Annotated in this window: 19 protein-coding genes and 1 pseudogene; 13 read left to right on the top strand and 7 right to left on the bottom strand. The window is 50.5% G+C overall.

The genetic code is table 11. The features are described from left to right. Positions 1–130: 130 nt before the first annotated feature. The 4 genes from H4684_RS17905 to hcp all read left to right on the top strand — a co-directional run bounded on the left by H4684_RS17905 (position 131) and on the right by hcp (position 4,608). On the top strand, positions 131–613 hold the full coding sequence (locus H4684_RS17905; RefSeq protein ID WP_192624786.1) for an HPP family protein: 483 nt from the start codon (positions 131–133) through the stop codon (positions 611–613). A 17-nt stretch (positions 614–630) separates the two neighbouring features. Beyond that, on the top strand, positions 631–1,686 hold the full coding sequence (locus H4684_RS17900; protein ID WP_192624785.1) for a GGDEF domain-containing protein: 1,056 nt from the start codon (positions 631–633) through the stop codon (positions 1,684–1,686). 11 nt (positions 1,687–1,697) lie between these two features. Then, positions 1,698–2,873: an FprA family A-type flavoprotein gene (locus H4684_RS17895; protein ID WP_192624784.1), complete on the top strand. Its 1,176-nt coding sequence runs from the start codon at positions 1,698–1,700 to the stop codon at positions 2,871–2,873. 73 nt (positions 2,874–2,946) lie between these two features. Beyond that, positions 2,947–4,608: a hydroxylamine reductase gene (gene hcp / locus H4684_RS17890; protein ID WP_192624783.1), complete on the top strand. Its 1,662-nt coding sequence runs from the start codon at positions 2,947–2,949 to the stop codon at positions 4,606–4,608. A gap of 140 nt (positions 4,609–4,748) precedes the next feature. Here the strand turns inward: hcp and H4684_RS20775 are convergent. Further along, positions 4,749–4,964: pseudogene (locus H4684_RS20775) on the bottom strand (DsrE family protein); the annotation flags it as partial. Between the two features lie 270 nt (positions 4,965–5,234). Between H4684_RS20775 and H4684_RS17885 the strand changes: the two are divergent. Next, a complete protein-coding gene (locus H4684_RS17885; RefSeq protein ID WP_225940540.1) occupies positions 5,235–5,492 on the top strand; it encodes a Fic family protein in 258 nt (85 codons plus the stop codon). Positions 5,493–5,678: 186 nt separating this feature from the next. Here H4684_RS17885 and H4684_RS17880 read toward each other — a convergent pair whose 3' ends face one another. From H4684_RS17880 to H4684_RS17870, 3 genes are all read right to left on the bottom strand, one after another. Continuing rightward, entirely contained in the window at positions 5,679–6,407 is a 729-nt protein-coding gene (locus tag H4684_RS17880) for an energy-coupling factor ABC transporter ATP-binding protein (RefSeq protein ID WP_192624782.1), read from the bottom strand. Beyond that, the gene (gene cbiQ / locus H4684_RS17875; protein WP_192624781.1) at positions 6,404–7,216 is read right to left on the bottom strand and encodes a cobalt ECF transporter T component CbiQ; all 813 of its coding nucleotides are present in this window, start codon (positions 7,214–7,216) and stop codon (positions 6,404–6,406) included. The genes H4684_RS17880 and cbiQ overlap by 4 nt, the downstream gene beginning before the upstream one ends. 69 nt (positions 7,217–7,285) lie before the next feature. Further along, a complete protein-coding gene (locus tag H4684_RS17870; protein ID WP_192624780.1) occupies positions 7,286–8,326 on the bottom strand; it encodes an energy-coupling factor ABC transporter permease in 1,041 nt (346 codons plus the stop codon). 678 nt (positions 8,327–9,004) lie between these two features. Here H4684_RS17870 and H4684_RS17865 point away from each other — a divergent pair. Further along, positions 9,005–9,259, top strand: coding sequence for a hypothetical protein (locus H4684_RS17865; protein WP_192624779.1), 255 nt, complete (start codon positions 9,005–9,007; stop codon positions 9,257–9,259). Between the two features lie 433 nt (positions 9,260–9,692). On the opposite strand, the gene H4684_RS17860 is transcribed toward H4684_RS17865, so the two are convergent. Further along, positions 9,693–10,346 carry a TetR/AcrR family transcriptional regulator gene (locus H4684_RS17860; RefSeq protein WP_192624778.1) on the bottom strand — a complete coding sequence of 218 codons (654 nt, stop codon included), beginning with the start codon at positions 10,344–10,346 and terminating at the stop codon, positions 9,693–9,695. A gap of 187 nt (positions 10,347–10,533) precedes the next feature. Further along, complete coding sequence (locus H4684_RS17855; RefSeq protein ID WP_192624777.1) at positions 10,534–10,734, bottom strand: hypothetical protein; 201 nt, start codon at positions 10,732–10,734, stop codon at positions 10,534–10,536. Between H4684_RS17855 and H4684_RS17850 the strand changes: the two genes are divergently transcribed. The 7 genes from H4684_RS17850 (at position 10,733) to H4684_RS17820 (ending at position 17,956) form a co-directional block, all read left to right on the top strand. After that, a complete protein-coding gene (locus tag H4684_RS17850) occupies positions 10,733–11,284 on the top strand; it encodes a hypothetical protein (RefSeq protein WP_192624776.1) in 552 nt (183 codons plus the stop codon). The genes H4684_RS17855 and H4684_RS17850 overlap by 2 nt on opposite strands. A 264-nt stretch (positions 11,285–11,548) precedes the next feature. Further along, entirely contained in the window at positions 11,549–14,161 is a 2,613-nt protein-coding gene (locus H4684_RS17845) for a cation-translocating P-type ATPase (protein ID WP_192624775.1), read from the top strand. 333 nt (positions 14,162–14,494) lie between these two features. Beyond that, complete coding sequence (locus tag H4684_RS17840; RefSeq protein WP_192624774.1) at positions 14,495–15,082, top strand: hypothetical protein; 588 nt, start codon at positions 14,495–14,497, stop codon at positions 15,080–15,082. Positions 15,083–15,265: 183 nt separating this feature from the next. After that, complete coding sequence (locus H4684_RS17835) at positions 15,266–15,802, top strand: hypothetical protein (RefSeq protein ID WP_192624773.1); 537 nt, start codon at positions 15,266–15,268, stop codon at positions 15,800–15,802. Positions 15,803–16,108: 306 nt separating this feature from the next. Further along, entirely contained in the window at positions 16,109–16,408 is a 300-nt protein-coding gene (locus tag H4684_RS17830; protein ID WP_143077935.1) for a hypothetical protein, read from the top strand. A 26-nt stretch (positions 16,409–16,434) separates the two neighbouring features. Further along, complete coding sequence (locus tag H4684_RS17825) at positions 16,435–17,343, top strand: spermidine synthase (protein ID WP_192624772.1); 909 nt, start codon at positions 16,435–16,437, stop codon at positions 17,341–17,343. 1 nt (position 17,344) lies between these two features. Continuing rightward, positions 17,345–17,956, top strand: a complete 612-nt coding sequence (locus H4684_RS17820) for a fused MFS/spermidine synthase (protein ID WP_092194673.1) — start codon at positions 17,345–17,347, stop codon at positions 17,954–17,956. Between the two features lie 34 nt (positions 17,957–17,990). On the opposite strand, the gene H4684_RS17815 is transcribed toward H4684_RS17820, so the two are convergent. Continuing rightward, the gene (locus tag H4684_RS17815) at positions 17,991–19,061 is read right to left on the bottom strand and encodes an AI-2E family transporter (RefSeq protein WP_192624771.1); all 1,071 of its coding nucleotides are present in this window, start codon (positions 19,059–19,061) and stop codon (positions 17,991–17,993) included. Positions 19,062–19,143 lie beyond the last annotated feature (82 nt).

The raw sequence follows: 19,143 nt of genomic DNA, 5'->3' as shown, positions 1-19,143 counted from the left end.
TTCTTTTGAATACTTGGCTGATCTTCCCATGTGTGTCTCCTCATGAGCGGAAGATAACCTCTCAAGCCGTGTCCGTCATCCTTAAGGCAGTCCAGTCAAAGGGACGACACAAAGCCCCCCTAGGGTCGGAATTTCTGAGGTTGCCTGGTCCTGGCTTGGGGCTTTTGTAGGCATAGCCCTCGTCGGGTTGCTTCAAGGGATGTTTTTGGATGAGTTCGGACAAGGGTTGCTCATTGGATCCTTTGGCGCAACTGCGGTCCTCGTTTACGGAGCGATTCGAAGTCCGTTGGCCCAGCCCAGAAATGTTCTCGGAGGACACGTCATTTCTGCGCTGATCGGGGTGTTTTCATATCAGCTTGTTGGAGATATTGTCTGGCTGGCAGCAGCGTTGGCCGTTTCTACAGCCATTGCCGTGATGCATATGACAAAAACGCTGCATCCTCCAGGAGGGGCGACGGCTCTTATTGCTGTTATTGGCGGAGAGCCAGTGCATAAATTGAGTTATTTTTATGCATTTGTACCTGTTGGACTCGGGGCTATTATTCTTATCATTGTTGCTGTTTTTTTAAATAATTTTGCAAAAAACAGGCGTTATCCTGAATTTTGGTTTTAAAAAATTATGAGGTGTTAATGAAAAAACTCTTTGCATCAAAGCTAATCTCTTTTTTTTCTCTGATTCTTTTTATGATTAATATATTTATTGTGTGGAACATATATTCAATTCATTCTTCATTGGAGCGTGATGCTAAGCTAATTAACAATATCGGGTTTATCCGTGGATCGACACAAAGAATTTTTAAATTTGAATTGCTTAAAAATATTGATAATGCTGATTATTCTGTTAGCGAGGTGGATAAAATATTTGCTATTTACCTTGCTGAAGGCAAGGCGTCTGAATTTAGGTTTGACCCAGAGATAATCCAGCCTTTTAAAAGCCTCTATAACGAATGGAGTGCGTTTAAAGATATTTTATATAAAAATAGATCTGGAAATCAGCAATTTTTACAAGAATTATCTTTGATGAGTGAATCTATTTGGAGTGGTTCAAACTCTCTGATGCTGAGAAAAGTTATTGGATCTGATCGTAAAACATCAAATATTAAAAAATTGTACTACTATGTATTTTTCCTTTTTGCATCATCGTTCATTTTTTATATGATATCAAAATTTTTCGTGCAAAAAGTCGAGCATAGTTCTTGCCATGATAGCCTGACATCTGTTTATAATAGAAGCCAATTTGATCTGGATATCAAAGAAGAAATAGATAGGTATGAGAGAAACAAGAGGGAGTTTTCATTGTTTATAATGGATATAGATCATTTTAAAAAAGTTAACGATTCTTTGGGGCATGCAGAAGGGGATAGGGTTCTTAAAAAAATGGCTGGGACGGTCAGGCAATGTATCAGAAAGACAGACTTTTTCTACCGGATCGGGGGGGAAGAATTTGCTGTGTTATCACCTGAGACAGATCGCGAAAGCGCGTTACTTTTGGCTGAAAAAATTCGGAGCGTAGTGGAGAAAGAATTTTCCAAAGACAAGTCCAAGATAACGATTAGCATAGGTGCTTCTGTGTATACAGATGGAATGAGTCATGATGATTATTATAATCAAGCTGACAAAGCTTTGTATGAAGCTAAAAGAACTGGAAGAAACAAGTCTGTAATTTTTGATACTAAAATTCAGTAATGGAGAAAAAAATGAGAAAAATTGTAGAATCAGTGTATTGGGTTGGTGCAGTGGATTGGGACAGGCGGTTGTTCGACTCCCTGGTTCCGCTCCCCGATGGGACAACCTACAACGCCTATCTCGTGGACGGCAGTGAGAAAACCGCGCTCATTGACGCTGTGGACCCGGATATGGTCGACACGCTGCTTGGGCATCTGGATGGTGTGGAAAAGCTTGATTACGTAATATCCCAGCATGCGGAGCAGGATCATTCCGGGACCATCGCCCTGGTGCTGGATCTGTACCCGGAGGCCAAGGTCGTCACCAACGCCAAGGCAAAGTCCATGCTCATGGATCTTTTGCTCATCCCTGAGGACAAATTCATCGTGGTCGGGGACGGCGAAACCCTTTCCCTTGGCGACAAGACGCTCACATTTATTCTCACGCCTTGGGTGCACTGGCCGGAAACCATGTCCACCTACCTGGCCGAAGACAAGATTCTGTTCAGTGGCGACTTTTTTGGCTCGCACATCGCAACGAGCGATCTCTTTGTGCGCGACCAAGGTCGGGTACATGAAGCGGCAAAACGTTATTTTGGCGAGATTATGATGCCATTTAGGACCATAATCGCCAAAAACCTGGAGAAAATCAGCCCCTACGACATCCGCATGATCGCCCCCAGTCACGGCCAGATTTACGATAGCCCCGGCTGGATTGTGGACGCCTACAAGGACTGGGTTTCAGGTGTGGCACACAATCTGGTGGCCTTTCCCTTCGTGTCCATGCACGGCAGCACCAGGCTCATGGTCGACCACCTGGCGGCAGCCTTGTCCGAACGCGATGTGAGGGTGGAACTCTTTAACCTTGCCGTGACCGACATCGGCAAGCTGGCCATGTCCCTGGTGGATGCGGGCACCATCGTGCTCGGCACCCCCACAGTGCTTGCCGGTCCGCATCCCATGGCCGCCTACGCGGCATTTTTGGCCAACGCCCTGCGGCCCAAGGCCAAATACCTGTCCATAGTCGGTTCATACGGCTGGGGCGGCAAGACAGTGGAAACTCTGGCCGGCATGATTCCCAACCTGAAGGTCGAGGTGCTGGATCCTGTGCTGTGTAAGGGGTTGCCCACAGACGACACGTATGTTGCCCTGGATCGTCTGGCGGATGCCATTGCCGCCAAGCATAAGGAAATCGGCTTTCAGATGTAGTTTTTTTCTAGTATCGATTTGAGGTGCGTGCATTGTCGCGCGATTGGCAACAGTAATTATAAAGGAGGTCACTATGTTTTGCTTCCAGTGTCAGGAAACGGCGAAGAATACGGGATGCACGGTCAAAGGCATGTGCGGTAAGCCGGAAGAAACCGCCAATTTGCAGGATTTGCTCATTTTCGTGCTGCGCGGCATTGCCGTGTATGGTGAAAGGTTGAAAGAACTGGGCCAGCCGGACCACTCCAATGACGATTTTGTGCTTCAGGGGCTGTTTGCCACCATCACCAACGCCAACTGGGACGACGCCCGTTTTGTGGCCATGATCCAGGACGGCTTGGCTCGTCGCGACAAACTTAAAAATTCCTTCCTAGCCGCCTACAAGGCCAAGCACGGCAAGGATTTCACCGACCCGTTGCCCGAAGCAGCGACCTGGACCGGGAGCTCTTCCGCTTTTGCCGAAAAGGCCAAGAGCGTAGGCATCCTGTCCGCCGCCAACGAGGATGTGCGTTCCCTGCGCGAGCTGCTGATAATCGGCCTCAAAGGCGTGGCCGCCTATGCCGAGCACGCTGCTGTGCTGGGCTTCCGCAAGGCCGAAATCGACGATTTCATGCTTGAGGCTCTGGCTTCAACGACCAAGGATTTGTCCGTGGATGAAATGGTCGCCCTGGTTATGAAGGCTGGCGGCATGGCCGTAACCACCATGGCTCTGCTGGACGAGGCCAACACCACTACCTACGGCAACCCGGAAATAACCCAGGTCAACATCGGCGTGGGCAAGAACCCCGGTATCCTCATCAGCGGCCATGACCTGAAGGATATGGCCGAGCTGCTGAAGCAGACCGAGGGCACAGGCGTGGACGTTTACACCCACGGCGAAATGCTTCCCGCCAACTATTATCCGGCGTTCAAGAAGTACCCGCATTTCGTGGGCAATTACGGCGGCTCCTGGTGGCAGCAGAATCCCGAATTCGAGTCCTTCAACGGCCCCATCTTGCTGACCACAAATTGTCTGGTACCGCTCAAAAAAGAGAACACCTATCTGGACCGTCTCTACACCACTGGCGTGGTTGGGTATGAGGGTGCTAAGCACATCGCGGACCGGCCTGCGGGCGGAGCCAAGGATTTCTCGGCGCTGATCGCACAGGCCAAGAAATGTCCTCCTCCCGTTGAGATCGAGACTGGGAGCATCGTCGGCGGGTTCGCCCATCATCAGGTACTGGCCTTGGCCGACAAGGTGGTTGAGGCTGTCAAGTCCGGCGCGATCAAGCGCTTTGTGGTCATGGCCGGGTGTGACGGTCGGCAGAAGTCTCGTTCCTATTACACTGAAGTGGCCGAAAATCTGCCCAAGGACACCGTGATCTTGACGGCCGGTTGCGCAAAGTATCGCTATAATAAACTGAATCTCGGTGACATCGGTGGCATCCCGCGCGTGCTGGACGCCGGGCAGTGCAACGACTCGTATTCCCTGGCCGTAATTGCTCTGAAACTCAAAGAAGTCTTCGGCCTCGATGACATCAACGATCTGCCCGTATCCTACGATATCGCCTGGTACGAGCAGAAGGCCGTTGCCGTGCTTCTGGCGCTCCTATTCTTAGGTGTGAAGGGAATTCGCCTCGGGCCCACGCTTCCGGCGTTTTTGTCCCCGAACGTGGCCAAGGTACTGGTTGAAAATTTCAACATCAAACCAATCGGAACAGTGCAGGATGACATCGCAGCCATGATGGCGGGTAAATAGATAAAGGGGGGCTTCGGCTCCCCTTTTATTATCAAAGGCTGATCTCTGCTTTAAAGATTCGTTGAGGTTTCCAATTAAAAAGTAACTTCCCGAATTTTTTACGGGTTTCGGGGTGAGAGAGGTCTCTTCGTTTGTCGCAACTAAAAGTTGATGATTCTGTCAGCCAACTTCACCTGCTCGTACAGAAATTTCATATTCGAAAGCGCACCATGTTCAATTGCATCCACACCGTGGACGCCCATGCATTTCCCTCAAGCTGCGATAACACCTTCGCTCAAAGAGAAAAGTTTGGCCTGTTCGCCAATTGGGAAAGTCGATGAGTTTCCAGAGTAGAGGTTCACGGCTGGACCATTCAAATTCATTTTTTTGCTTGATTCTGCGGGGTCAAGAATGTAGGTCATAAATTAGATATTGTTTTTGTTCTTAACTAGCTAAATTTGATTGATTTTGAAGAATTAGCTGCGACGTTTTTACTAGTCCCCCCTTCGACACCATCTAAAAAGATAAGCCGCTGAAATGTAGTAGTTTCAGCGGCTTTTTCTTTTTTGCGTTCGGCCACGGATTGCCGACTCGATCCTAAACGAGAAAAAGCGGGCCTGTCCGGGATAAGGGCGAATATTGAGAACGTGCTGAAACTGGTCCGAATTAAATGCGATTCAACCCAGGACGCCATCGAGGGGAACACGCTGACCCTCATGGAAGTCAAGGTGGTCCTGGAAGAGGGCTTGGCTATCGGTGGCAAACCGCTGCGGCACCACCTTGAAGTCATCAATCATGCCGCTGCCATCTCGTATCTGGAAAGTCTCGTGAAGGAGAAAATCCCGCTTGATGAGCGCATATTGAAGGAACTGCATCAGCTTGTACTGCGGGGTATCTCGATTTAACAAGGTTATAAAACAAATTCGGACCTGTTGGCGCGGCCGCCTCTGGATCTGTGCTGGTGGGCGGCCTGATCACGTTACCGCTCCTGACGCTCTACATCACGCCGGACTGTCACGTGCATCTGGACAAGACGCCCGGTTCGCAGGGCGCGTGTTCGGACGCAAGGCGGGAGTCTCTGTTGAGGCGGGTTAGCGCAGGGACAGGGGCCGTTCGAGGTGCCCTTCGTCCAGCAGGCGGTCGTCGGCGAAGATGTCGCGGGTGGGGCCGTCGGCCAGGATGTGCCCCCGGTGCATGACGATGGTCCGGCCGCAGAGGTCCATGACCATGTCCAAGTCGTGGGTGGCGATGATCTTGGTGTGCTCGAAGCCGTGCAGCAGGTTGATGAGGTTGCGCCGGGCGCGGGGGTCCAGGTTGGACGTGGGTTCGTCCAGAACCAGGATGTTCGGGCTCATGGACAGCACCGTGGCGATGGCCACCGCGCGTTTTTCGCCGCCGGAAAGGCGGTAGGGGGGGCGTCTGGACAGGTGCTCCCCGCCGACGGTGGCCAGGGCCGAGCGCACCCGGGCGTCCACCTCGTCGAACGGCAGGCCCAGGTTGAGGGGCCCGAAGGCCACATCGTCGTAAACCGTAGGCATGAAGAGCTGGTCGTCGGGGTCCTGGAAGACCATGCCCACGGTGCGGCGGACATCGGGCAGGGTTTTCTCGGTCAGCGGAAAATCCCCGATGCGCACCGTGCCCTGCTTGGGGACCAGGCAGCCGTTCAGGTGCAGGAGCAGAGTCGATTTTCCCGCACCGTTGGCGCCGACGATGGCCACGGACTCCCCGTGGTGGATGCGGAAAGAGAGCCCTGAAAGGGCCTCGTTGCCGTCCGGGTAGGCAAAGCGCAGGTCCTGGACTTCGACGATATGGTGGCTCACGCGATCACCTTCAGCAGCATCTGCCCAAGTTCCTGAGGCAGGTTGAACACTCTGACCAGGGCGAAGAAGCCCAGCCATCCGCACATGAAGAGCACATCTCCCCGCCGCCACTGCAGACGCCGGTTGAGGCGGACTTCCCCGTCAAACCCCCTGCAGAGCATGGCGCGATGGATGCGCCCGGCCCGGTCCATGGTGCGCAGCAGCAGCTGGCCGAGCATGAACCCGTAGATTCTTAGTCCCGTGCCGCGGTGCCCGAACGACCGGAGGTCCCGGGCCCGGCTCATGCGCAGGCCTTCCTCCGTGAGCACGAAGATGTAGCGGTACAGAAAAAGAAGTTGGGTGGCAAAGATGCGCGGGGTGCCCAGGCGGGTCAGGGCCATGCAGACCTGGGCGAATCCGGTGGTGGCGATGAGGACCAGGGCGGCCGTCACGCTCAGGGCGAAGCGCAGCAGGATCGCGGCGAAGGACACCCAGCCGCCGGTCACGTTCAGACCGGAGACATTCAGAAGGACGGTCTGGTCCAGAAGCGGATTGAACATGCCGACCATCACGGCGAACGGGGATGCGATGAGCAGCTTGCGCAAAAGGTACGGTCCGGGAACCCGCCCCAGGATGGCCAGCGTCAGGGGGAAGGCCAGGAGCGGCAGGAGGGACGCCACTTCATAGCGCCCGAAGGAAACCACCGTCAGGATGAACGCCAGGGTCGCGATCAGCTTGGCCCTGGGGTCCAGGTCGTGGATGCCCGTGTCGCCTGCCGCCAGGCGGTCCAGGGTGCCGATTTCAAACAGGCTGGTGTCGATCTTGGGCATTGGCGGCTCGAAAAAAACGGGCAGGAAGTGATCCCGCCCGTTGGTTGCAGAACAGGTGGAGGGCTTGTCTTACGCCCGGTGCTGCCGCCTTTTCAAGAACAATCCGAGGGCTCCGGCCAGGAGCATGGTCATGCCGCCCCCGAGGATGCCGGACGTGCTCGTTCCCGCATCGACGGCCGGCCATGCCGCAGGGGCTTCGCCTTCGGGTGCGGCGGGTTCGTGCTCTGTGGCTTTGAACGCGTAGTCCGGCAGGAAGGCGGTCTTTTCCTGGATTGCGGCCAGCATGCCGTGGACGCCGTCAGCGGGGGCGTCAAGTTCTTCCTTTCCGGAGACCTTGGCCATGGACCATTCCAGTCCGTCCGGGTGGGCCGAGGCGAACCATGACAGCGCGCCGCCCGTGACCAGAGCGGCCAGGGCCAGCCCTGTGACCACCCCCCTGAAGGACGGCGCAGTGCGCGCGCCCAGGCCCTGGGCCATCGACAAGATTTCGGGGCGTGCTTTCCAGACGAAAGTGACCACGGCCGCGGTCACAAGCCCTTCGACCAGCCCGATGGCCAGGTGGATGGGCTGCATGAGCATGACGAAGGTCTCGAAGGGCAGCTCGGAGATGCCGGAGGCCACGGTCTGCAGCACCACGCTGAACGCTCCGAGCTGGAGCCCCGCGATGGATGCCAGAAGCGCGCCGACGGCAATCCGGGCCCTGGAGGGGTTGTTCCCGGCGACGGTCTTGTAGATGAACGGGTAGGCCACGAAGCAGGGCCAGAAGCCGAGATTGAAGATGTTGCAGCCCAGCGCCAGGATGCCGCCGTCGGCAAAGAAGAGGGACTGGACGGTCAGGACGGATGCGATGGTCAGAAACGCGGCGTGGGGCCCGAGCAGGATGGCGAGGATGGCGCCACCGCCGAGATGCCCGCTGGAGCCGGTGGCCGGGATGGTGAAGTTGATCATCTGCGCCGCGAAGATGAAGGCGCCCAGCACGCCCATGAGAGGCACGCGGGATCCTTCGAGGTTGGTGCTGATTTTCCGTGAGCAGTGGGCAATGAGCCCGGCCGTGGCTGCCCACATGATTCCGCCGACTGTCGGAGAAATAAGCGCGTCCGCCATGTGCATCGTAGGTACTCCTGAAGGATGGTGTTGAGGGGGGGGGCGTGTTACGAAACAAGAAAGCTGACACGGGATTTATGATCTTTTTGATTCGCGTGTCAAGCGTGCTGGAAGAATTTATACGATTGCTAAGAAGCCGCTGATTAAAACGTTTCAGAGTGGCTCAGGGGACTTTTTGAGGCCAAACAAGTTGAAAAAGTTAATTTTTCCTCTGCGATGATCGGAAATTTTTGCCGAAGGCTTCGTCCTCCTCGGCTATTTTGAGCAGATCCTGTTTGTTCTCCAAGATGTGCGCGACGTGCCGCCTCGAATGCAGACCAAAGTACAGAGCCCGCAGGCATGCTTGTTCCAAGCGGACCCGCCCATATCGGTTCTCCAATCTGAGCAGGACAAGACAGCTTCGATATCCTTGCTCAGGGTGTGGGCGGGCCTCTATGATGACGTTGATCAAGGCCAGAGCGGTCGGCCCAATGCTTCTGGCCCAGACCCTGATTTTGCCGCCTGAGCAGTTAGCCGCCTCTTGAAGCGTCCCTGGCATTTGCGCAGGCAGCGTTGTATGCATGTGTGGAACACTGCCCCTTGTATGCGAGGCCACACACGTTCTAGTGGAAGACCTCCATCAAACTGTTGGTGAACCTGAAGTCCCCCGTCTTGTGCGTCAGGGTGTAAGAAGCGGGAGTAGTAATGCCTGTCGACTTCGATGTGGTAGTCGAGATTGACCCGGACCTTCTTCCATGTGGCCAATTCGTAGTCGGTCCGCGCGAGAAGCTTGAGCTCGGGCCGGATCCACAGTTCGAAGAGTTCCCTCCTCGACTTCCCATACGCCCTCATGACCTGATCGTTCAGTTCAACAAGCTCCGCCATGGCCCGTTGAGTTCTTCGAAGGAGAAAAACTTCCTGTCCCGCAAGGGGGCCAGAATCCATCTTTCGACATTTTGAACCGCAACCTCCGCTTTCGCTTTGTCCCTGGCTTTTTTTCACGCGTGCCGGGATGACCGCCACGCTATAATGCTCGGCCAGTTCTTGATATGCAGGGTTGACGTCAGGGTCGTAACGACAGGCCTTGAAGACGCCGGCCTTAAGGTTGTCGGACACGAGGATGGCGCTGACTTCGCCGTAGTAACGAAAGGTCCTGACTCTGCACGGCGCAGGCGAAGGTGTAGCTGGACGCGCCAAGAGCGGCGACAAAAATCTGGGCAGTGTTGACGACGCCTGTCTGGGGATCAATGACGTCCATGGTCAGTCCAGCGTAATCTGCGATTTGCTCGGCAGCAGTAGCCACAGCCTGTGGCATGCCGTCCATTGTGTTTGAAGTGTGACTCAAATTTCCGGTCAAAGAGAGATGTCTCGCAGCGTTCTTTATCCCGTCCGATCAGGAGGCATTTTGAGGAAGAGCTTCATATGTGAGGTAGGCGACAAGCATGGCAACAATTTCATCGACAAACGTGGTCCTGGGAATGAATTGATCGTCAGGGTGGACTGCAAACCGATGGGTCAAACTCTCAACAGTCTGCACAATGACGAAGCAGGTGTGTTCAGGTACGCCCTGTCTTACCTCGGGAAAGAGACGAAGAAGTCCAGCCATGGTTTTAGCAGCGTTTCTTTCGGATTCCAGGAGTGCCTGATGGACTCGCTCGGGCAGTGGTATTTCCTCGAGAAGCATATGCTGTAATCGCGGCTGCCGGGAGTGTATATGCATCATTTCAGTTACATAGTCATGGAGCGCTTCGCCCAGTCCATGCTGTTCAACCACCATGTGTCCAACCCATTCATGCAGCCGGTGTCCAGTTTCGGAAATATGCTGCTCCAGAAGCGCCACTGCAATCGCCTCTTTGCTTGGGAAATACTGGTATAGGGTTCCAATGGAAACTCCCGCCTTGGAGGCAATGCGATTGGTTGTGCCGGCGGCATATCCGTGTGCCTCGAAAACCTGAGCAGCCGCAATGAGAATGGCATCCACCGTTGCTCTGGAACGGATCTGAACCGGCTGTTTTCGGGGATTTAAACGCTGTTTTCGAATTGTCATTTTATTTTCCAGAATGCGAGTTGACGATAATTGTGTTTTTACTCATATTTAAATCAATATTCAATAAGGCGTTTCTTCACATAAATTTTCAGGTTCATCCGGTTCAAGCGTACTTTTACAAAACGAAAGGAAATGGCGTCCACCAGATGAAAGTACTTCAGTCCATCGAGCGGAATAGTCGCCATGACTACGAGTTTGTTGGATCGTATTTTTCAAACTCAGAATCATGGGCATCCATGAATCCCGGTTTGTCCTGCCGGGGTGATTCCTGATGCTGTTTCTTTTCTCTGGAGTTCTTTTCCCGCCCAAGTTTTTTTAAAATGGCATTCGCAGTGCCAATTGTCTGAAAAAACGACATGCTGCCAGATGGCAAGGAGATGAAAACCATGCGTAACTCAAAGTTTTTGATGGGACTCATAATGAGTGTCTGCTTTATTTGGGGCATTGCTGCTTTGGCTAGTGACCATGATGACCATCGAAAGCACCGTAAGGACAAACACTATGATCACGAGAAGTCAGAAAATGCAGTTTCTAGCCCTAGGAATGAACTCTACATTTCGATGTGCGGTTCATGTCACATGGCCTATCCGCCGCAGTTGCTAAATGCTGAATCGTGGTCTGCCTTGATTCAAGGTCGCAATGATCATTTTAGCGAGGATCTTGGTATAGATGCCCCGGATGCCGAAGAACTTGAAACGTATCTGACTTCAGGAGCAGCGGAAAACGGTCACGGAGAATTGGCCAGGGATATTTCCAGAGATTTGGGGAATCGGATTGTAATGCGCATCACCGAAATTCGTGAAATTCAAAAAGAGCACCAGGAGTTGAGCGCCTCAGTGCTTTCAAGAACTTCTATCGGTGGTCTTTCAAACTGCATTGCATGTCACAAGGGTGCAGATGTCGGCGAGTTCGACGATGACGTTAGTATACCCCAATAATGATCCCTAAAATTTGGGTTCGAGAAGAGCGAGAGTCTTTTTGCGCTTTTCTTTCTAAAAAATCATCCGTTTGTGAACTGCGATCAGTTCAGTATGACCTAGCGACACGATTAAATCATAATTGTGCTGTAGGAATCATTTTCAAGCCATTATTGATGGTTTGTCTGATATTTGAGTTGTGAGTATTAAGTAATAACATGATTGATTAAATTCGATCATTAATTCTAAATACAGAGTTTCCATTTGTGATCGTTAGGAAAATTTATGAATGTCTCGTATGGTAATTTAAATAAGAAGCTGCAGGTCAAAATTTCCAGTATAAGCCACTCTGTTCTAGATCTGGGAGGGCTTTCCGGACTCAGCGTAGAAAGCGCTCGTGACCGTTTGGAAAGCGATGGGCCAAACGAGATTCCGACACAGAACAAGCGAAATCTGTTTGCTATTGTGTTTGATGTTGTTCGTGAGCCTATGTTTATTATGCTTGTCGCTGCTGGAAGTCTTTATCTTCTAATGGGAGAGCCAATCGATGCTCTAATGCTGCTCGGATTTGTGTTCGTTGTAATGGCTATAACGATCATTCAGGAGCGTCGTACAGAGAAAGCTCTGGAGGCACTGCGTGATCTTTCAAGTCCTCGTGCCTTGGTTATTCGAAATGGTACGCAGCTTCGCATAGCCGGTCGCGAGGTGGTACGGGGTGATCTTGTCGTTCTTTCCGAAGGGGACCGTGTCCCCGCTGACGGATTGCTGCGGCGAGGCATAAATCTTTCAACGGATGAGTCATTGTTGACTGGAGAATCCGTCCCGGTCCGAAAAGTCGCATCAAGCACCGGGGAATTGGACAGACCGGGAGGCGATGATCTGCCTTCGGTTTTTTCCGGGACTCTGGTCACAGCAGGGCAGGGCATTGCTGAAATTGTAGCGACAGGGCACGCTTCTGAGCTTGGGAAAATTGGTAAAGCCCTCGCTCGGATAGAGCCAGAGCCAACTCTCTTACAGCAAGAAACAAGAAGACTGGTTCGAACCTTCGCTATCATAGGTCTTTTGGCATGCACACTCGTGGTTGCGGGTTTCGCATTCACGCGGGGGGGCGGTGTCGAAGCTTGGAAGCAAGGCTTGCTCGCCGGCATTGCTATGGCCATGGCTACGTTGCCAGAAGAGTTTCCAGTCGTGCTGACGGTGTTCCTTGCTTTGGGTGCATGGAGAATATCGCGTAACAATGTGCTGACGCGGCGAATGCCGGCAGTTGAGATGCTGGGTGCAGCAACGGTTCTGTGCGTCGACAAGACAGGTACTCTTACCCAAAATCGGATGACATTGCGTAAACTCGCCATCGCCGGGACTGTCCTGGACTTGACTACGCCCCAGGCGGAGCTTCCCGTTGAATTGCACAGGCTACTTGAATATGCGATCCTGGCTAGCAAATGTGATCCCTTTGATCCGATGGAGCAGGCGCTACATGAGACCGGAAATCGACTGCTCGTCGGTACAGATCTCTTGCATCAGGACTGGTCCTTGGTTCGCGAATATCCGCTGACCCCACGTCTGCTTGTGGTGAGTCATGCTTGGCGCACCGCGAGCGGAGAAGAAATTGTGGTGTCAAGTAAGGGCGCGCCCGAGGACATTGCAGATCTCTGTCATCTGACGCCAGAACAGCGCGAGTCTCTCTCGCGGCAGGTAGACGCATTGTCGTCCCAGGGGCTTCGAGTCCTCGGTGTGGCCCGGGGCGTGACATGCATGGGAAGTCTGCCCGATGAACATCGCGATCTTGTTCTTGAAGTGGTGGGCCTGCTCGGGTTCGAAGATCCGTTGAGAGCAAATGTTCCCGACGCGGTCAGAGAATGCAGGACCGCTGGAGTCCGAGTGGTGATGATTACTGGTGACTACCCAATAACCGCCAAGAGCATCGCTCGCCAGGCAGGGATTTTGGACGGAGATACTTCGGTCTCCGGTTCTGAACTCGATCAGATGTCGGATGTGGATTTGGCTCTGCGAATTCATGGAGTACAGGTTTTTGCACGGGTCGTTCCTGAGCAGAAACTGCGCATTGTCAACGCTCTGAAAGCTAATGGGGATGTGGTCGCCATGACCGGTGACGGGGTTAACGACGCACCGGCGTTGAAAGCGGCTCATATCGGCATCGCGATGGGAGGTCGCGGGACAGATGTGGCGCGCGAGTCTGCATCACTGGTGCTTCTGGATGACGATTTTTCCTCCATCGTTGCGGCGGTTCGTCTCGGACGTTGCATTTTCGACAACATTAAAAAAGCGATAGCCTTCATCCTAGCCGTGCATGTGCCCATTGCCGGATTGTCCATGATTCCGGTGTTCTTTGCGGACTGGCCGCTGCTCTTGCTTCCGGTTCACATCGTGTTTTTGGAGTTGATCATCGACCCGGCTTGTACCCTCATCTTTGAGGCTGAGGAGGCTGAAGTCAATGTAATGCACAGGGCGCCAAGAAGTCCTGACGAACGTTTATTTTCGATGCGGACCATTGCGATCGCCGTGCTACAGGGTCTCAGCGTTCTTGTGGCCTGTTTGACCGTATTCCTGCTCGCACGATCCAGTCACTCCCCGGACGCTGCGAGGGCTCTGACTTTTGCAACGATGGTTGTTGCCTTCATCGCCATCATTCTCGTCAATCGGTCATGGACAAAGAGTGCCTACTCTATGCTCCGCGTTCCGAATGCTGCGCTGAAGTGGGTTGTATTTGGTGCATCCGGATTTCTTGCAGTTATTTTAATAATACCATTTTGTCAGCGTATTTTTTCTTTTGGTCCACTTCACATAAAGGATCTCGTTCTGAGTATTGGCTTGGGATTGGTCTGTGTTTTATGGTTTGAAGCATTGAAGCGTGTAAAGAGTTTTCATGGGAATTGAAAGTGAGATATTTCGCTCGATATTGCACAGAAATAGTCGTCATGTGTGTTTGTTATGATGCTACTGTGCAAAGTCGCTATCCCCTTGAAGAAGGATATCCATGTCTTTTTAATTGTCTGAAAAGAATGGATTCACCCTGGCGGGTACAAGCCCGTCTTCGCGAGAAGGACGTGCAGTGTCTCTCACGACTTTTTACAGTGAGATCTGTCTTAAACTCTGGGTCTTTTGCTGATTTCAATGACATGCCGGTCATATTTTCATGACAGAGCTAATATGAGCTTAGGATCTGTTGTTCTGGTTAACTCGTTTCCATGTAGGCATATGGGTGAAATAATGAAACTATGTCTGAAAATTATGACTGTAACGATTGTTTTAGTGTGTTTTTTAGGAGTTTGTCCATGGTTGGTGACACCAGGATTTGCTGATGAAGATTGTGGTGATAGGAGATATTTGGAGAAGGAAAAGCATCACTACAGTTCAGTTTCAGATTCTGACAATGAAGGTGACGAAACTACAGGTCAGATAGCGTTATTGCTGCTCGTGATTGCAAATTTCCCTGTTTTTATTAGTATTGTAATAAAATGGGTAAATCGTTTTTTTTCTTTGGGGCTAGATTGGAAAAGTTTGCTGATAAATTTTAATCGGGTCCAGAAGAATTATTTAATGTGGCTTCATTATTATATAAATATTTTAATGATCTGTTTTGTTTTTATTCACTGGCTTTTTTCACAATGTACAGCATCTGTTTTACCTGAATTTGGGCTGTTTTGTGTGTTTTTATTGGTCCTTTCCGGTTTTTTTACAAAATTTAAACTTTTTCCTATCTCATTTAAGAGTAGTTTAATTAAAATTCATATGCATCCATTAATGTTTTTTCTAAGTATGCTTTTTTTAACTATTGGCCATTTTAATATAGATTAAATTTTTCTATGTATCTCTGTCGATATATACATCAGCGCGTTTATTTTGGAAAATAAACAAGTTTAATAATTTTATAATCATCATTTATCGTGGTTATTTTTATAGTATTTTAATTGGTATTATTTTTTATAAATGCCTAAAGTTGTTATTTAATTGTAAACATTAACAGAGGAGTGGTTTTTAATGAATCAATCGCAGAGCAAGTATTTGAAACATATTATTACAAATCCTGTATTTAACAGCAGCGGCATAGTAAAAAAGATTATGATATTTTTTGCTGCAATGAGTTTTGTTTGTTTAGCACTAATAGTTACTTTGGGCATACTGGCATTCAATTTTGTGAGTAGTGCTTCTGTTAATCTGAAAGACATGGACTTGCAAACTTTTGAATCTGTCATTGCTAATAAAACTGTGGAACTGGATAGCCTCCAGCAAGAAAAGTATCGCCTGCTCAGGGAAGAATTGGCGCGGCCAGGCTTGGCGGAAGCAGAACGTGGGGCGATTAAGCAGAATCTGTTGGCATTATTGAGTCCTAACCAGACTGCACAGATTGAAGCTTGGAAAGGTCAGGCTGTTACAAAAGCCAAAGAATTTGCCGGTCTGCCGAGTGACATGATCGATTGGCTGGAACGCTTCGGATTGCCGGTGCATGAGATCATAAACAGACTAAATTCGTTCATGATTTTGTTTGGCTTGGATGCGTCCAACAAAAGCGGATGAAATTGGGGTAGGTGGTCCCGCTACCTCCCCAAAAAGCAAGTGCGGATAAGTTGGCATCTTCATTTTTTGCTTGATTCTGCGGAGTCAAGAATGTAGGTCATAAATTACATATTGTTTTTGTTCTTAACTAGCTAAATTTGATTGATTTTGAAGAATTAGCTGCGACGTTTTCACTAGTCCCCCCTTCGACACCATCTAAAAAGATAAGCCGCTGAAATGTAAAAATTTCAGCGGCTTTTTCTTTTTTGCAGTTCTGGTCTGAGTTAGCTTGCCATGAATCTGGAAGCCCTTTTAGGCTGAGTCGGATTGAACTCGCCACGTAAAGGAGTTCTTGCTCCGGCGTTGCGCAATATTCTTTCAGAGGGTACGGATGAACAACTTGGGGGATTTGCTGTTGAATGGGTACGCGCAGCGTCGGGAAGAGTTTGGGAAGACGTTATTGTTGGCGGCATTGGCGCGGAAAATTATCAACTTCCATACCGCCAAGCTTCATGCATGGACCATGAGGGCCTTGAAGTGATGCTCCTCGAAATTCTTGTTTCATTCCGCGTTGATTGGCCGTGCGAAGAATGCTTCAAAATCCAAATGCTTGTCGAAGATGTGTAAAACGTTGATGGTTTAAATGGTGTGAGATGAAGAAATGTTTGAAGCGATTTATTATTTTCGTGACCGCAATAATTTTTTCATTAGCAATAGTTTTTTTGTATCTGCTGCCGACATCTGCTGATGTTATTGATGAGAAGGAATCTCCGTATCAGACTATTTTCATCTCAGAGGCTAATGGGATACGTAGAATGCATGTCGGGTCGTTGTTGGATAGATCAAGTGCCATGGATTTGAAAGACCCGTATCGACACGTTTATGAGTACACGGCAATGATGATGCTGGTATCCGGCTATGTGGATGCGCCGAAAAAAATTCTCGTGGTCGGACTTGGCGGCGGAACCGTCACTCGTACCCTCAGGATGATCTACCCCGATGCGGAAATCACGAATGTCGAATTCGACCCCGAGATCGTAGCCATGGCCAGGCAGTATTTCGGGTATGCGGAAGACGCAAAGATGAAGCTTGTGGTGGAGGATGCTCGGCGCTGGCTGCGGAGAACCACAGAGCAGTTCGATATGATTTTACTCGACGCCTATCACGGAGGATATATTCCTTTTCATCTGACCACTCGCGAGTTTCTGGGGATTGTCCGTGAGCGGCTCTCGCAAGGCGGCGTAGTCTGTTCGAACACCTGGATCAGTCAGGCCCTTGCCGATCGTGAATCGGCAACATACCATGCGGTTTTTGGTGGATTTCATCATTATATTGGCAAGTTGTCGACAAATCGAATTGTTATGGCCGCGCCCGGCGGCCTGCCTTCTCCCGAGGTGGTGCGTAACAGGCTTGCGGAGCTGGAAGCTACGCGCAAGCCGCAGCGTCTCGATTTGAAGGGCATGTTCGAGAACCATTTCGCACCTAATCCGACCTGGCCCGACGGTACGAAGGTTTTGACCGACGATTACGCTCCGGTTAACCTTTTGAAGGATGATACATAGCATGCGACATGCCTTCGATTTCCTCGTCTACAGCGTGGCTTTTCTGTCCGGCGGGGTTCTGCTTGGGCTGGAAATTGTTGCCAGTCGGATACTGGCCCCGTATTTCGGTAATTCTGTCTATGTCTGGGGAAGCCTGATCAGCGTCTTTCTGTTGGCCCTCAGTATCGGCTACTGGCTCGGAGGTGGGCTGGCCGACAGACGCCCGAGTCTGGTGGTACTGGCCAAGATACTGGCCTCTGCCGCGGTCTGCATTCTGGTCCTTCCGCTCGTCTATCTGCCGGTCGGTAGATATGTCGCGGATTTGGGTTTTGAATTTCGGTTTTCCGTACTCCTGATCAGCGTGGTGTTCTTTTTGGTGCCGTCGGTGCTCATGGGCATGGTTTCGCCTTTTGTGATCAAATTGAGCGCTACAGGACTGGATGAAATAGGCCGAACGGCTGGTCGGGTGTATGCTGTTTCGACTTTGGGAAGCATTTCCGGAGCCATCGCTGTTTCGTTTTTTTTCATTCAATGGCTTGGAACTCGTGCCATAGTCGTTGTTCTTGGTCTTATTCTCTTGTTTCTCGCCGTAAGCTGTATGGCTTATGAAAGAAAATTTCCCGATTCAATATAATAAGATATGTAATTAGTTATTCCGTGCTGGAATTTCATGATTTTGAAGTGTTGAATTCCCGAATGAAAATTTCCCAAAATGCAATGAAAAGTGCAGCAACCAAGGGTCCAAGAACAAATCCGTTCATTCCGAACAATGAAAAACCGCCGAGCGTCGAAAGCAGAACTATATAGTCAGGCAATTTTGTATCGCGCCCGACCAGAAGCGGTCGCAGAATATTATCGGCCAATCCGATAACGCCGGCTCCATATGCTACCAGGATCACTCCGTGGGGCCAGTCACCAATAGCGAACAGGTAAATAGCGACAGGCCCCCAGATCAATCCGGCTCCAATGACTGGTATTAAAGAGAGTAGCGTCATCACGACTCCCCACAACAACGCTCCGTGAATATCGAGAACCCAGAAAATAAATCCTCCCAAGATTCCCTGAACGGCTGCAACAAGCAGATTGCCTTTCACTGTCGCACGCACGACTTCGGCAAACTTGTTAAAGAGCAAATACTCACGCTCATTCCCCAAGGGTAAGGCACGAACAAGTGTCGCTACAAGTTTGTCCCCGTCTCGAAGCATGAAAAAAGCCATATAAAGCATCAATCCAAGAGCTACAAAAAACTGTAAAGTCCCCTGTCCAAGCGCAAGCGCGTTTTGAGCGATATAACCACTAGAAGTGAGAGCGAAATCAGAAAGTTGTGACTGAATGCTATTGATATCAAGGTCAAATCGGTCAAAAAAGCTTTTTATGCCTGGAAAAGCTGTTTGAACTTTATCAATACGATCTGCAATATCAAATTCTCCGCTTTTGAGACGGTTGTAAAGACTTGCTCCTTCTCGAAAAAAGGAGATGATAATAAACAATGAGGGGATGATACCGATTACAAAGCAAATCAATAATGTCCCCAGTGCCGCCAGATTGGGCTTTGGTTTTCCCATTCTGAGCAGACGTTGGTACATTGGTGAAAAAATCAAACCGATGATGCAGGCCCAAAAGATCGCTCCCCAAAAAGGCAAGAGCAAGAGTACAAAAAGCAGGCTCACGAGCACAAGCATCATGAGAAAAGTGAATTTTTCCAGTCGGCTCTGCTCTGATTTTTGAATTTGAGACATATCGTTCGCATCCTTGGGTAACATATGAGTTCAAATAGCAATAATTTGTATCTGGTTTCCCTATGCAGTTACGGTTTTCAAA

Origin of the sequence: Desulfomicrobium macestii, assembly GCF_014873765.1 — a bacterium.
Classification (GTDB): Bacteria; Desulfobacterota; Desulfovibrionia; order Desulfovibrionales; family Desulfomicrobiaceae; genus Desulfomicrobium; species Desulfomicrobium macestii.
Note: the sequence above shows the minus strand (reverse complement) of the source record. Positions and strands in the feature narration are given on the sequence as shown.